We start from the raw sequence: 15,111 nt of genomic DNA, 5'->3' as shown, positions 1-15,111 counted from the left end.
AAAAGTACCGTAATTTAAATTATATTTGAATAAATAATTCTTAATGAAAAATTCCCTACCTATATTTTTACTTTCAACACAGATTATTTTTGCCCAAAATATTACTCAGAAACTGGATGAAGCAACCAAAAACCTGATGAATTCTTCAGGGGCAATTTCGTCTAACTTATCATTTTATGTTTCCGATGAAAACGGAAATTTTATCTACGAATATCAGGGAAATAAAGGACTTTCCACAGCTTCTACGCAGAAAATATTTACTGCCGGAGCAGCTTTGGAGATTTTAGGAAAGAACTACACCTATAAGACTACTTCATCATATTCCGGAAATATTTCTGGTGGAAACCTGAACGGAAACCTTTTCATCAGTTCAACCGGAGATCCCACATTGGGAAGCTGGAGGTATGAAGCTTATAAACCCGAGATTTTTAAGCAGAAATTAATTGATGCCATAAAAAAGTCCGGGATTAAAAAAATTTCAGGAGATCTTGTGATCGACGATTCTTACTTTGATCATCAGACGATTCCGGGAGGATGGCCATGGAATGATCTTGGAAATTACTACGGAGCCGGAGTTTGGGGGATCAACTGGCGCGAAAATCAGTTCGATATCAATATCAACGGAAATGAATTCAAAAGCTTCTCTTATCCGCTTGAAGGAGTTAACTGGCTGAATGATCTTAAAGTGGGCGGAAGTTCAGATCAGAGTCTGATTTTTACGGCGCCGCATTCTGACGTTGCACTGATTAACGGAACTTTACCTGCCAAAACGGTTACGGTTTCCGGTGCGGTTCCCAATCCGCCTTTGCAGCTTGGAGCGGAAGTGAAACAATGGCTGAAAGATTCGGGAATTGATTTTTCGGGGAAAGTGGTTACCAATTCCCAACTGGAAATTGAAGGAAAAAAAGCATTGCAGGCTCCGAAAAATAATATTATTCTTACTTACGAATCGCCGACTTTGGATAAAATTATTTACTGGTTTCTGAGAAAAAGTATCAATTTTTACGGTGAAACTTTAATAAAAACGTTAGGAAAAGAGAAAAAAGGCGATCCAAGTTTTAAAAGTGGAGTGGCTTATCTTAAAGAATTCTGGAAATCAAAGGGGATCAATCCGAATATGATTAATTTTGCAGACGGAAGCGGACTTTCTCCGCAAAATTATGTTGCTGCGAAAGCAGAAGTTCAGGCTTTGCTGTACGCCAGAAAACAGCCTTGGTTTGAATCTTATTATGATGGTTTTCCAACGCATGATAACGGCATGAAAATGAAAAGCGGAACGATGAGCGATACCAAATCTTATGCAGGATATCACACCTCAAAAGACGGAAAAAAATATGTTTTCTCCATTATCATTAACAATTATGAAGGGAGCGGAAGCACGGAACTGCAGAAAATCCTGAATGTTTTAAAATAAATTTGCCTTGAAGAAATCCATATTTGCAAGACTTAACAACTGGATTATTTTTACGCTGATGACAATTGTTGTCTTAACGATTGTTATTGCTTCTACGATACTTTTTAATTTCCTCCGAAAAGAAGAAGTAAAAAGGGTAGACATTTTAGTCACTGCGCTGAAATTTCAGCAGGAAGTGAAGGTTCCGAGTCTGGAAATTCAGGCTTTGCTGCTGCAGATTTACAGTTCGAATACCACGATTCCGGTGATTATTCTCGATAAGAACGGACAGATTATCGAGCATAAAAATATTCCGCAGGATATTGAAAATAATTCTGCTGAAATTGTTGCTTTGGCTAACAAAATGGCTAAAAATTATCCGCCGATCGAAATAAAAGTTCCCAATGCAAACAATCAGTTTGTATACTATGATAATTCAGAACTGCTGAATAATCTTCGGTATTCTCCCTACATTTTAGGGTTTTTTATTCTGTGTTATTTTCTTTTTTCATTCTGGTTTTTACGGACGATTAAAAAAACGGACGAAGGCTATCTTTGGGCAGGTCTGGCTAAAGAAACTGCACACCAGATCGGAACTCCATTATCTTCCATGATCGGCTGGATGGAAATTATGAAGCTGGATACTCCGGATTCCGAAGGCGTTCATGAAATTGAAAAAGATATTGAGAGATTAAGAACGATTTCCGAGAGGTTTTCGAAGATTGGTTCTGTTCCGGAACTGAATGATAAAGATTTTAACTCCACCATTCAGGAAAATTACGATTATCTGAAAACAAGAATTTCAAGAAAGATCAATTTCGGACTTCACCTTCCCAATTACACGATTTTGGTTCCCCATAATAAAATCCTGATGAGCTGGGTGATTGAAAATCTGGTTAAAAATGCAGTGGATGCGATGAAAGGAGAGGGCTCTATTTCTATGTCTGTTTTAGAAAGAAATAAAAATATTGTTGTTGAAGTTCAGGATACGGGAAGCGGAATGACGAAACAACAGGCAAGAAATGCTTTTAAACCGGGCTATTCCACCAAAAAACGAGGTTGGGGATTGGGATTGTCTCTTGCAAAAAGAGTGATTCAGGAATATCACAACGGAGATATTAAAATTTCCCAGACGGAAATAGGAAAGGGAACGACTTTTAGGATTACAATTAAAAAAGGGTAAATTGTTTCAGGAATGTGCTGCGTAAAGTTTGTCATTCCGGAGGAATCTAAGCTGTGAAATTTATATTTTGATTTTTGTTAACTGACAATTTTTTATTGAATATTTATAAGGAGTGACCTGAATTTTAGCCCTGATTGAAGCTTTGTCTGAGCTCATTTTGTGTATTTAGGGTTTGCGGAAAGCAGGAAAAAGCTCCTAAAAATTATCCATTATTTACAGCATTTACAAAGACTTCGACAAGCTCAGTCTGACAAAATTTCAAAATAGCAGTTGGATTTAGCAATGTCATGCTGAACTTGCAGAAACATCCGTTTGCTCAAAAACTCTTGCTGCCCACATTGACAATAAAAAAAGCGGAGAAAATTCCCCGCTTGATTACTAAGTCCTAATTTTAATCTTAGCTGCATTTATTTTTTTCCGGTTAACCACTGATCCTGTAATTTTTGTTCAGCGGCTGTTGGATTAGATTTGAACTGAAGCGTTTCGATCGTCATTTTATCCAGAATTGCTTTCCCTTTAAGATCGATTTTCTCTGTTTTGTCACCATTCTTTCTAAGAACTGTTACCGTTACATTTTGTCCTTCCTTTACAGATTTCGCATATTCTACAAACGACTGGATATTCTGAACATTGATGGTTTTTCCGTCCAGAGCAACGATTTTATCAGTGATTTTAAATCCGATGCTTTTTGAGAAAGGAGACAGAGCAGAGCTTTCGTCGAATACAAATGCATTGTCCTTATCATCAAAACCGGTCTGTTGAGGATCTTTAATGAACCAGAAAATTGGCGGAGTTTCCTGTTTTTTTGCTTCTACACCAACAAGACTCAGATATTGTGCATAAGGCGTCGGCTGATCTCCTGAAATGTATTTATTATAGAAATCTTTTACCTGAGGATACCCTGTAACTGTTACTAGTTCGTCAATTAGTTTATCGTCTTTAAACGGTTTGTTTTCCCCAAATCGCTGCGACAGTTTGCGGATCATGTCACGATAGCCCATTTCTCCGTTGGACAGCTTTCTCAATTCGATATCAAGACACATCGCAAGAAGCGCACCTTTTTCATAAACGTTTCTATACTGGTCTTTATATTCGTCCTTCAGAACATTTTTACTCATTACCGTGAAAGGCATGGTATCGTTATAGTTCTTGGAGTTGGCGATTTTTTCGCTCATTCTCTGAAGGAATTCATCTTTTGTGATGAGACCTTCCTGAATCTGGAATAAATTTGCAAAATATTCTGTTCCGCCTTCATACATCCATAAATGCTGAGACATTTTCGGATCTGCATAATCGAAATAGTGAATTTCTTCCGAATGTGTTTTCAAAGGATTTACCGTATGGAAAAACTCATGAGAAACAACGTCTGTAATGGTTTTGTCAATCGCATCTTTTGGCATCATTTCAGGCAGGACAACACTTGTGGATTCGTGGTGTTCCAAAGCTCCGAAACCTTTAATGTGCGGTTCTTCCATCCCCGAAAGATAAAGCATGATCGCATATTTTTTGTTGGTGTTCATATCACCTAAGAATTTCTTCTGTGCAATCACCGTTTTCTCAAGATTTTCTTTGAAATCTGCGGCTTTGTATTTTCCTGTCGGAGAATAAACGCCCAATACAAGATCCATTCCTCCCGCGTTGAACGTCACATAATCCGGTTTTGTATACATTAACGGAGAATCGGTCACTTTTGCATAATTCGCTAAAGTATAGGTGTCTGTAGATTCAGATTTATCCTGATCTACCAAAGCGGTTGTGCCGTAGAAATCTGTCGGTTTCTGGATAACCAACTGATAAGGAACATCCTGCATATTATCGATGTAACCTATAAAACCGTGGGTATTGATTAAATAAACTTTTCCGGTTTCAATATCTGTTCCCGAAGGTGAAAATACCGCTTTGTGTTTGGAATCGTCCATTTCTTCATCGAAACTGTCGTTCACAAGATAAGTTACTTTGCTTAAATTCTGAGCGTTTTTCAGAGCGTAAGTGTTGTCATTTACTTTTGTGAAAGCAATCTCTTTTCCTTTGTTATCTAAAAATTTAATTCCTTCCACAAATCTTCCGTAATCGTCTACAGAATAAGTTCCGGGAACTGTTTTAGGAAAATGAAACTTCACGTCACCGGATTTCATTTTTGGAAATTCCATCGTTACGGCAACCTTATCGTCTTTTACATTTACCAGATCTATTGTAGTTTTTATAGACTGTGCATTTACAAAAAACGCAGCCAGTAATCCTAAACTTAGTGCTATTTTTTTCATTGAGTTCAAATTATATCTAAGTAGTTGATGAAAAACTGATTTTGTTACTTTAAAAGTTTTAAATTTTTGTTAAAATTTACAGAGAGTAATTAATTTAATACTGATTCCTAAATAAATGAAACAAAAAAGCAAAACCGAAAAACGATTTTGCCTGTATTATTAAGATTTTACTGTACCTTTTTATAATCAATGTAATAATTCTCGTTAAACTGTACCGGATTTCCTTTTTTAAGTTTTACAGTCTGCCATTGCTCGGTTGGATTAATGGTGATTCCGTCAACAATAATAGGAAGTTTTAAATTCTTTACAACGTTGGTGTAGCGGAATTTCAGTTCTTCGCCTTTCTGAGAATATTCCAGTGTCGGAATTTTTGTGGTTCTCAGATATTGATTGAACACACTCGAAAAATCGATTCCGGATTTCTTTGAAATATAATTTTCGATTTGTTCGGTAGTAACCGTCTGATGATAAAAATCTTTATTGATTCCTCTTAAAATTTCTCTGAATTTCGCATCGTTATTGATGACCTGACGGATCGTGTGAAGCATACTTGCGCCTTTCGGGTACATATCGCCGCTTCCTTCATTTCTTACGCCGTATTTCCCGATGATCGGAACATCATTCTGAATACCGTTGCGGATTCCCTGTGCATAAATATCCGCAGATTTTTTGTCCATATATTTTTCGGTGAACAAGACTTCGGAGTACATCGTGAAACCTTCGTGTACCCACATATCTGCCAGATCTTTTGCTGTGATATTATTCGCAAACCATTCATGTCCGCTTTCATGAACAATGATGTAATCCCAGTTTAATCCAACTCCCGTTCCGGAAAGATCCTGCCCCAGATAACCGTTTTGGTAAGCATTTCCGTACGCAACGTTACTTTGGTGCTCCATTCCCAAATAAGGGGAATCTACAAGCTTGTAAGAATCTTCATAGAAAGGATAGGGTCCAAACCAGTATTCAAAGGCTGAAAGCATCGGTTTTACCTGCTGAAACTGTTTTTTTGCTTTGTCTAAATTATAATCGATTACCCAGTAATCCAGATCCAGTTTCCCTTTTTCTCCGTTAAAAGTATCTTTGAAGGTTACATATTTTCCAATATTCGGAATGATAGAGTAGGCGTTAATCGGATTTTTAACTTCCCATGTGTAAGCCATTTTATCACCTTCTGCTTTTTTGCTTATTAATCTTCCGTTTCCAACCCCCACTAAATCTTTGGGAGTAATGATTTTCATCACAACGCCATTGTCAGGTTCATCGTCCCAGATATCTTTGGTAGGAAGCCAGATAGAAGCTCCGATTCCTTCATCGGCAACGCTCATCCACGGATTTCCGTTTTCATCTTTGGTGAAAACCCAGCCTCCGTCCCAAGGAGCTCGTTTTGCAATGGTTGGATTTCCGGAATAGGTGACGTCAATAGTATATTTTTCACCCTTTTTAAAGCTTTTATTGGTTTTGATCCAGATAAAATCGCCATCCTGTTTATATTCTGCAACCGGAAAGCTGGCTTCCACTTTGTCCGCTTTCATTGGCTGCTGCAGATCAATCTGAAACGTAGGATTTGTAACGTCTTTAATGATCTCAAAACTGATCTTGTTGTTTCCTTTAATACTTTTCGTGGCAAAATCCGGCTCTACGGAAAGGTCATATTTTTTGACATCCCAAAAGTTTCGGAATTGTGTATTGGAACCTTTTAAGGTATCCTGTTTCGTGAAAACCTTATCTTTCTCGAAAAACTGTCCGAAAGAAAGACTTGCTGCAAACAAAAGCGTATATGAAAGTTTTTTCATCTGAATTAAATTATAATCGCTAAAATAGAAATTTAATAGACGTAAAATTCAGCTTATCTAAATTATTACGATCTTTTTAATTAGACGAAAGAAGTAAAAGTTTGTTACATTCTTTGTTGTTATCATTTCGTAATCAATGGTTTCCAAGTAAAATTCCCCTCCTTTGGAGGGGTGTCAAAAATTCTTCAGAATTTTTGACGGGGTGGTTAAAAAAAACACAATCCACAAAAGACTTGCTATCAATATTTTCAGAAACAATTCTTTTCCACACAAAAACCCTAGCCGCGATTGCAGCAATTGTCTGAGCTCATTTTCAAGGTTCAGTTTTTGCGGCGGCAAAGCCGCCGCAAAAACTGAACCTTGAAAATAGCGAGTGCGGAAAGCGCGATAAAGCTCCTGAAAAAGAAAAATCCCGCAGAAAATCTACGGGACTATATTTTGAATGGATAAAAATTATTTCTGAACTGTAGGTAAATTTCCAGTCGCTTTCTGAACTTTCTTATACGTATACGAACACATGATGATACTGAATTCATACAGTAAAAGCAGTGGGAATGCAGCCATCAACATACTTAAAACGTCTGCCGGAGTGATAATTGCTGCAACCACCATGATTAAAACAATCGCATGACGACGGTATGTTTTCATAAAGGTTGGTGTAAGAATTCCGATGGTGGTAAGGAAATAGATGAGAACCGGAAAAAGGAAAATTACCCCCATTCCTAAAACTACCTGTAAAAACAGAGTTGTATAATCACTTAAATCGTAAAGCGGAATGATAATATCGGAAATTTTGAAAATAACCCCAAAATTAACGGCAAAAGGAAGGATTAAATAATATCCGCATAAAACGCCCGTCATGAATAAAATCCAAACCGAATTGATGATAAAGATTGAATTTTTTCTTTCATTCGGATGTAAAGCGGGACTGATGAATCTCCAAAGTTCCCACACAATATAAGGAAAAGCCAAAACAATTCCTCCAAAAATGGAAACTGCCATCATCACATTAAACTGCTGGTAAAGCTTGCTTGCACGAACCGGAAAATCTTTCGGAAGGTGAATGCTGTCTTCGCCCAAAATCATTTTGGAAAAATGATTAACAATCTCAAAGGTGGCAAAATCATTTCGGGTAGGACCAAAGAAAACGTGATCCATAATCCAGTTGATATTGAAACCGATAATAACTGCAGCAACTATAATAGCAAGAATTGAACGGATGAGATGACCTCTCAGTTCACCAATATGTCCCCAAAAAGACATGTCTTTAGCATCACTCACAGGATAATATTTTTTTAAGATTTCAAATTTAGGGAAAAAGTTTCAGTAAAAAGAGATGTTTCATTTTTTTAAATGCAGATGCCTATTTATTATGAAAAAAAATAATTTTTTTTACGTATACATTCTGATTAATTAATTCCTTCATCCAGCAATTTGTGCAGATCGATAATCCCGAAATATTTTCCGTTTTCAGTTACCACAAGCTGTCCGATATTATTATCCTTTAAAATTTTCATGGCTTCCTTAGCCAGAGCGCTTCTTTCGATGGTTTTCGGATGCGCAGACATGATGTCTTTTGCCAGAACTTTAGCAATATCATCACCTTTTAAGAGCATTCTTCTTAAATCACCGTCGGTAATCACCCCGATAATTTCGTCATTATTCGTTACAACTGTAATTCCGTGTCGGGAACCGCTGATTGAGATGATGACATCTTTTACCGTATCATTTTCTGTAACCTGAGGTTTTTGGGAAGATAGAAAATCATCTACTTTTGAAATTAAATTTTTACCCAGACTTCCTCCCGGATGAAATTTAGCAAAATCATTCGCCTTAAAATCATTCATTTCCATTAAAGCAATCGCCAAAGCATCTCCCAAAGCCATTTGCAGAGTGGTTGAACTGGTAGGCGCAAGTTTATTCGGACACGCTTCCTTTTCTACATACGTATCTAAAATAATTTCGGAAAATTCAGCAAGTTTACTGGATTTATTTCCCGTCATTCCTATTAATGCAGAAGAATAATCTTTCAGGTAAGGAACCAGATTCACAATCTCCGGTGAATTTCCGGAATTTGAAATGCACAACACAACATCCTGCTTCTGGATAACGCCCAGATCTCCGTGGATGGCTTCCGAAGCGTGTAAAAACTGAGAAGGGGTTCCTGTGGAATTCAGGGTGGCAACAATCTTATTTCCAACATGTGCCGATTTACCGATTCCCACCACGATAAGTTTTCCCTTGGCAGAATGAATAATTTCTACGGCTTTCGCAAAATCTTCATTGAGTCTGGATTTAAGTTTTTCTAATTCTGAAATTTCTATTTCTAACGTACTTTTTGCGATTGAAATAATGTCGGCTCTTTCCATTTTTACTTTTACAGGCTATACGAAAAATCTCTTAAAAAACGTTATATTTTTAAAAGGATATTTAATATAAATTTTATTTTTTATAAATTCGTTCGCTTTTATTTTAAGCGAAAAATTCATATCTTTGGGTTAGATGCAAATTTAGCAATAGAAAATTAGATGAGCGCAAAAAAAGCCAATTTATCAGGCGAATTGAAAAAATATTTCGGGTTTTCTACTTTTAAGGGACAGCAGGAGCAGATTATAGAAAACCTTTTGAACGGGAAGGATATATTTGTTCTGATGCCTACAGGAGGAGGAAAATCCTTATGTTATCAGCTTCCGGCTCTTATTTCGGAAGGTACGGCAATTGTGGTTTCTCCGCTTATAGCGTTGATGAAAAACCAGGTAGATGCCGTGAACGGGCTTTCATCTGACGATGGAGTAGCACACGTTTTAAATTCATCATTAAACAAAACGCAGACCAAACAGGTTTTCGACGATATTAAAAGTGGTAAAACCAAACTTTTATATGTTGCCCCGGAATCATTAATTAAGGAAGACTATCTGGATTTTCTGAAAGATGTAAAAATTTCCTTCTTTGCCATTGATGAAGCACACTGTATTTCAGAATGGGGACACGATTTCAGACCGGAATACCGAAACCTGAAATCCATTATCGATAAAATTGCCGATGTTCCGGTAATTGCACTAACTGCAACGGCTACACCAAAAGTTCAGGATGATATCCAGAAAACTTTGGGAATGACGAATGCTCTGGTTTTTAAAGAAAGCTTCAACAGACCGAATCTCTACTATGAAGTACAGCCTAAGGTAAATGTAGACAAGGAAATCGTAAAGTTCATTAGTCAGAATAAAGGGAAATCCGGAATTGTTTACTGTCTGAGCCGAAGAAAAGTTGAAGAATTTGCACAGCTTCTGCAGGTAAACGGCGTAAATGCGCTGCCTTATCATGCAGGTCTCGACCAGAAAATAAGGGTGGCGAATCAGGATAAATTTCTGATGGAGGAAGTGGATGTAATTGTGGCAACCATTGCTTTCGGAATGGGAATCGATAAGCCGGATGTACGTTTTGTAATACATTACGATTTTCCGAAATCTCTGGAAAGTTATTATCAGGAAACCGGTCGTGCAGGTCGTGACGGAGGAGAAGGTCATTGTCTCGCGTTCTACGATCCGAAAGATATTGAAAAACTGGAGAAATTTCTTGCTCAGAAGCCTGTTTCTGAAAGAGAAATCGGATTGCAGCTTCTCAATGAAGTGGTAGGATACGCCGAAACTTCGATGAGCAGAAGACAGTATATTCTGTATTATTTTGGGGAAAATTTTGATCCGATCAATGGTGACGGAGCAAAAATGTGCGATAATTCATCGAATCCGCCCAAATTAAAAGATGCAACAGACGATCTTAAAAAAGTTCTGGAGCTTATTAATGATACCGGAGAAAAATTTAAAGCCAAAGATCTGATTTCGGTCATCGCAGGAAAAGAAACTGCGGTTACTAAGTCTTACAAACTGGAACAGACTTCTTATTTCGGTTTTGGAAAAGAAGAAAAAGACAACCACTGGAAAACAATTTTAAGACAGGCAACGGTTCAGAATTTTTTACAGAAAGATATTGAAACTTACGGCGTTTTAAAAATTGCTGAAAAGGGAAGACTGGTTCTTGATGGCAAACTGGAACATTCTTTTATGATTGCGGAAGACAGAGAATTTGATTTAACACAGACAAAAGCGGAAAGCGATCAGGTTCAGATGCAGTCCGGAGGCGGTCTGGATCAGAATTTATTCAACCAGCTTAAAGAGTTAAGAAAAAAAGTTGCCAAAAAACACGGAATTCCGCCTTACACGGTGTTCATGGACCCAAGTTTGGAAGATATGACGGTTCAGTATCCGATTACGGTGGAAGAAATTACTAAAATCTACGGAGTCGGAGAAGGAAAAGCCAAGAAATACGGTAAAGAATTCGCAGATTTCATCAGTAAATATGTAGAAGACAACAATATCGAGCGAACTCAGGATATGGTTCTTAAACAGGTGGCAAACAAATCCAGTCACAAAGTTTTCATCATTCAGAGTACCGATAAAAAGATTGATCTTGAAGATATTGCAAGAGCCAAAAATCTTTCGATGGATGAATTGCTCAAGGAAATGGAACGTATTGTTTATCAGGGAACCAAACTAAATATCGATTATTATATTGAAGATAATTTTGATGAAGATATTGTTGACGGTTTCATGGAATTCATGAATGAGTCTGAAAGCGACAGCATGAAAGTTCTTTTAGATGAATTCGGAGACGAACTTTCGGATGAAGAGGTGAGAATGTTGAGAATAAAATTCATCAGCGATGTTGCCAACTAAATGAAAGATGTATTAAAATATCTTTTGTATATTATAATTTTCTTGATAGGATGCTATTTCCTTTTACTTCTTTTTGGGGGATTTATAGACTGGTTTCTTCAGGGAAAAAAATAAAAAAAAAGCTCTTCCCACGAGGAGTTTCTTTTTTATTTTAAGAAAAAGTACTCATTTAAGTGGTATTCGTAAAGTTTGTCATTCCGTAGGAATCTAAATGTAGTACTAGAAAATTTTATGTTGAGATTCCTACGGAATGACAAACTGAACAAATGAAAAAATTAAATAGAGTTTAATTTCATACTGAAATTATTAATCAGAATGTTTAAACTTAATAGCTATAATCGTCGCAAAGACGCAAAACATTCATTAAATACGGCCTTGTCTTAAGGCGCAAAGATATTTTATCTACGATAAAATTAGGCATCAATTCTTATTGGAAATCTTTGATTTTCTTACGCCTTAAAAGTTTAAGACTAATAAAGATCTTGCGTCTTTGCGTTTTCCAATAAGTATATTTTTATTTATAAAAAAGATTAAATAAACTCTATAGGTTTGGTTTGAAGGTTAAGAAAACTTTTTACTAATTTTACAGTGATGAAAAAGATTTCTGTCATATTTATTCTGCCGGATCTGGAAACCGGAGGCGCAGAAAGAATTGTTACCACCATTGCAAATCATCTCTCACGGGATTGTTTTGAGCCTAAGATTTTGCTTCTTCGCAAACAGGGAGGTTATCTCAGTATTTTGAAAGATGACGTTGAAATCATTGATGTTAATACGGAAAGAATAAGACACTCTTTAAAACCTATTCTCAGGGAAATTTACCGCAGAAAGCCGGATATTGTATTTTCCGGATTTGGAGAAGTAAACGCTTATCTGTCTTTATTCATCAAAGTTTTTCCCAAAACAAAATTTATTGCGAGAGAAACCAATGTTGTTTCTCAGCACGTTATCAGAAAGGAAATTAAATTTTTCTACAATTTCTATAACAATTACGATACGATCATTGCGCAGAGTGATGATATGAAGCATGATCTGATGCTAAATTTCAAGATTAAACCTTCGAAAATCGTTAAAATAAACAATCCTGTAGATTTTGATTTTATTGATGAAAAAATTAAAATTTCCCATAAACCGGAAAGTTTTAAATACGGCTATAAAAATGTTGTCGCGATCGGAAATTTATCGGCAAGAAAAGGTTTTGATAACTTACTGAAAGTTTTCTCAAGGCTTAAAAACGAAAATATCCTGCTTCATATTTTGGGTGACGGACAGGATCGTGAGGTTTTGCATCAAATGAAAGATTTTTTAGGCTTAAAAAACGTGATCTTTCACGGAAGACAGGAAAATCCCTATCAGTTTTTAAAATATGCAGACTTGTTTATTCTTTCGTCAAGATATGAAGGCTTTCCGAATGTGTTACTTGAAGCCGGAGCTTGCGGAACGTATTCTTTAGCCAATAATTGTCCAGGAGGAATTACCGAAATCATTCAGGACGATACCAATGGTGAAATTGCGAATATTGAAAATTATGAAGAATTTTCACAGAAAATTATGAAAATTCTTCATGGAAATCACGAAAATGAAGCCATTAAAAATTCGATAAAATCCAGATTTTCCAAGAATATTATTTTAAATCAGTACGAAAAGGTGTTGCTGGATCTGATGAAATAACCGTCTTGAGTATTCAGCTAATATTTTTTAATTTTGGACTTTTAATTTCAGAAAACAATTAGTAATGATTAAAATCCAGAAACTGGGATGCGCCTGCGAAAAACCGACTTCCACTTACACGGAATTCAGAACGTCAGAATTGGGAATCGATAAAACGAATGGAAAATTTGCCGAAGTAAGCATTCAGCAGTGTAAACTTTGCCAGAGAATCTGGATCCGTTATTTTGTGGAATATGAAAGTTTTTCCAAATCCGGAAGATGGTACAAAGGAATTGTCTCCAAAAAAGACCGTCCTCAAATTACTCCTGAAAATGCTGTAGAATATCTCGAAAGCCTTGATTGGTATGTTTACGGAGGCTCGTATTTTGAAAGCACGGGAGAATTCGGACAGGGGAAACTGATGGTGGATTTGTAACAGGTTGGAAGTATGAAGCCTGGAGCTGGAAGATCTTACTGGATGCTTAATTTAGTGAATAAGAGATTAAATTTAAAAGATATTTGCAGTTCTTTAAACTTCCATCTTCCATCCTCAATCATCCCTCTCAAAAATTTGACAAATCTCACTTTCTCACGTGGTAATAAATCGTTAAATTTGTAAGCATAAGAAAGTTAATAATAAACAAATTCATAAAATAACATGAGTCAATTCGATGTTACCGTAATCGGTTCCGGTCCTGGTGGTTATGTTGCTGCAATCCGTGCTGCACAATTAGGTTTCACAACAGCAATTATTGAAAAATATCCAACTTTGGGAGGAACTTGTCTTAACGTGGGATGTATTCCGTCAAAAGCGCTTTTAGACAGCTCTGAGCATTTTGAGAACGCAAAACACAATTTTGCAGGTCACGGAATCATTATCAACGAGCCTCAAGCCGACATTGCAAGAATGATCGAGCGTAAAAATGAGGTAATTAAACAAAATACAGACGGAATCAGCTATCTGATGAACAAAAACAAAATCACTGTTTTTGAAGGTGTTGGAAGCTTCGAATCCGCTACTCAGATCAAAGTAACAAAAAACGACGGTTCTACAGAAACCATCGAATCCAAATATACCATCATCGCAACAGGTTCTAAACCGTCTTCTTTACCTTTCATCACCTTAGATAAAGAAAGAGTGATTACTTCTACGGAAGCTTTAAATCTTAAAGAAATTCCTAAACATTTAGTGGTAATTGGAGGTGGAGTAATCGGTCTTGAATTAGGTTCTGTTTACCTAAGACTTGGAGCTCAGGTTACTGTGGTTGAGTTTATGGATAAAATTATCCCGACAATGGACGGAGCGCTAAGTAAAGAATTAACGAAAGTTCTTAAAAAGCAGGGAATGAAATTCATGCTTTCTACAGCCGTGTCCGCAGTGGAAAGAAACGGAGATACCGTAAAAATTACAGCGAAAGACAAAAAAGGAGAAGAAGTAACAGTAGAAGGAGATTACTGTCTGGTTTCTGTAGGAAGAAAGCCTTACACAGACGGACTTGGACTTGAAAAAGCTGGTGTTGAGCTTGACGAAAGAGGAAGAGTAAAAGTAAATGACCATTTACAAACTAATGTTGCCAACATTTACGCAATCGGAGACGTGGTAAAAGGAGCAATGCTGGCTCACAAAGCAGAAGAGGAAGGTGTTTTTGTTGCTGAAACTTTAGCAGGACAGAAGCCTCACATCAACTATAATTTAATTCCGGGAGTGGTTTACACATGGCCGGAAGTTGCAGGAGTTGGAAAAACTGAAGAGCAGTTGAAAGAAGAAGGAGTAGCTTATAAAGTAGGTTCTTTCCCGATGAGAGCTTTGGGAAGAAGCCGTGCAAGTGGTGATGTAGATGGTTTGGTAAAAATTATTGCAGACGAAAAAACAGATGAAGTTCTTGGAATGCACATCGTAGGAGCAAGAGCAGCAGATTTGATTGCTGAAGGCGTTATTGCTATGGAATTCCGTGCAAGTGCAGAAGATATCGCAAGAAGTTCTCACGCGCACCCTACGTATGCAGAAGCAATCAAAGAAGCAGCTTTGGATGCTACGGCAAAAAGACCAATTCATATGTAATTGATAAACAATCATATAAATAATAAAGAG

The 15,111-nt window shown here is 36.8% G+C and carries 10 protein-coding genes; 6 read left to right on the top strand and 4 right to left on the bottom strand.

Features of this window, described 5'->3' with window-relative positions; genetic code table 11:
- Positions 1–43 precede the first annotated feature (43 nt).
- Positions 44–1,414: a D-alanyl-D-alanine carboxypeptidase/D-alanyl-D-alanine-endopeptidase gene (gene dacB / locus H6W53_RS02505; protein WP_185204732.1), complete on the top strand. Its 1,371-nt coding sequence runs from the start codon at positions 44–46 to the stop codon at positions 1,412–1,414.
- 7 nt (positions 1,415–1,421) lie between these two features.
- A complete protein-coding gene (locus tag H6W53_RS02500; protein WP_228457736.1) occupies positions 1,422–2,576 on the top strand; it encodes a sensor histidine kinase in 1,155 nt (384 codons plus the stop codon).
- 407 nt (positions 2,577–2,983) lie between these two features.
- Here the strand turns inward: H6W53_RS02500 and H6W53_RS02495 are convergent, their stop codons facing one another.
- The 4 genes from H6W53_RS02495 to H6W53_RS02480 form a co-directional block, all read right to left on the bottom strand.
- Positions 2,984–4,840 carry a PDZ domain-containing protein gene (locus H6W53_RS02495; RefSeq protein ID WP_185204731.1) on the bottom strand — a complete coding sequence of 619 codons (1,857 nt, stop codon included), beginning with the start codon at positions 4,838–4,840 and terminating at the stop codon, positions 2,984–2,986.
- A gap of 167 nt (positions 4,841–5,007) precedes the next feature.
- Positions 5,008–6,636, bottom strand: coding sequence for a M1 family metallopeptidase (locus tag H6W53_RS02490; protein ID WP_185204730.1), 1,629 nt, complete (start codon positions 6,634–6,636; stop codon positions 5,008–5,010).
- 453 nt (positions 6,637–7,089) lie between these two features.
- Positions 7,090–7,917 carry a twin-arginine translocase subunit TatC gene (gene tatC / locus H6W53_RS02485; RefSeq protein ID WP_185204729.1) on the bottom strand — a complete coding sequence of 276 codons (828 nt, stop codon included), beginning with the start codon at positions 7,915–7,917 and terminating at the stop codon, positions 7,090–7,092.
- A 128-nt stretch (positions 7,918–8,045) separates the two neighbouring features.
- Complete coding sequence (locus H6W53_RS02480) at positions 8,046–9,005, bottom strand: SIS domain-containing protein (protein WP_185204728.1); 960 nt, start codon at positions 9,003–9,005, stop codon at positions 8,046–8,048.
- A 159-nt stretch (positions 9,006–9,164) separates the two neighbouring features.
- Here H6W53_RS02480 and recQ point away from each other — a divergent pair, with 159 nt between their 5' ends.
- The 4 genes from recQ to lpdA all read left to right on the top strand — a co-directional run bounded on the left by recQ (position 9,165) and on the right by lpdA (position 15,081).
- Positions 9,165–11,369, top strand: coding sequence for a DNA helicase RecQ (gene recQ, locus H6W53_RS02475; protein ID WP_185204727.1), 2,205 nt, complete (start codon positions 9,165–9,167; stop codon positions 11,367–11,369).
- Positions 11,370–11,960: 591 nt separating this feature from the next.
- Complete coding sequence (locus H6W53_RS02470) at positions 11,961–13,040, top strand: glycosyltransferase (RefSeq protein WP_185204726.1); 1,080 nt, start codon at positions 11,961–11,963, stop codon at positions 13,038–13,040.
- A gap of 64 nt (positions 13,041–13,104) precedes the next feature.
- Positions 13,105–13,455 carry a hypothetical protein gene (locus tag H6W53_RS02465; RefSeq protein ID WP_185204725.1) on the top strand — a complete coding sequence of 117 codons (351 nt, stop codon included), beginning with the start codon at positions 13,105–13,107 and terminating at the stop codon, positions 13,453–13,455.
- 222 nt (positions 13,456–13,677) lie between these two features.
- Positions 13,678–15,081 (top strand): dihydrolipoyl dehydrogenase, encoded by a 1,404-nt coding sequence (lpdA, locus tag H6W53_RS02460; protein ID WP_087710504.1) that lies wholly within the window; start codon positions 13,678–13,680, stop codon positions 15,079–15,081.
- The last annotated feature ends 30 nt before the right edge of the window (positions 15,082–15,111 follow it).

The organism is Chryseobacterium sp. C3 (assembly GCF_014218905.1).
Lineage (GTDB): Bacteria > Bacteroidota > Bacteroidia > Flavobacteriales > Weeksellaceae > Chryseobacterium > Chryseobacterium mucoviscidosis.
This window is presented reverse-complemented; position numbering and strand designations above follow the sequence as displayed.

Coding starts and splice junctions, on each gene's coding strand:
- dacB (WP_185204732.1), top strand. CDS start 44: ATGAAAAATTCCCTACCTATATTTTTACTTTCAACACAGATTATTTTT.
- H6W53_RS02495 (WP_185204731.1), bottom strand. CDS start 4,840: ATGAAAAAAATAGCACTAAGTTTAGGATTACTGGCTGCGTTTTTTGTA.
- H6W53_RS02490 (WP_185204730.1), bottom strand. CDS start 6,636: ATGAAAAAACTTTCATATACGCTTTTGTTTGCAGCAAGTCTTTCTTTC.
- H6W53_RS02480 (WP_185204728.1), bottom strand. CDS start 9,005: ATGGAAAGAGCCGACATTATTTCAATCGCAAAAAGTACGTTAGAAATA.
- recQ (WP_185204727.1), top strand. CDS start 9,165: ATGAGCGCAAAAAAAGCCAATTTATCAGGCGAATTGAAAAAATATTTC.
- H6W53_RS02470 (WP_185204726.1), top strand. CDS start 11,961: ATGAAAAAGATTTCTGTCATATTTATTCTGCCGGATCTGGAAACCGGA.
- H6W53_RS02465 (WP_185204725.1), top strand. CDS start 13,105: ATGATTAAAATCCAGAAACTGGGATGCGCCTGCGAAAAACCGACTTCC.
- lpdA (WP_087710504.1), top strand. CDS start 13,678: ATGAGTCAATTCGATGTTACCGTAATCGGTTCCGGTCCTGGTGGTTAT.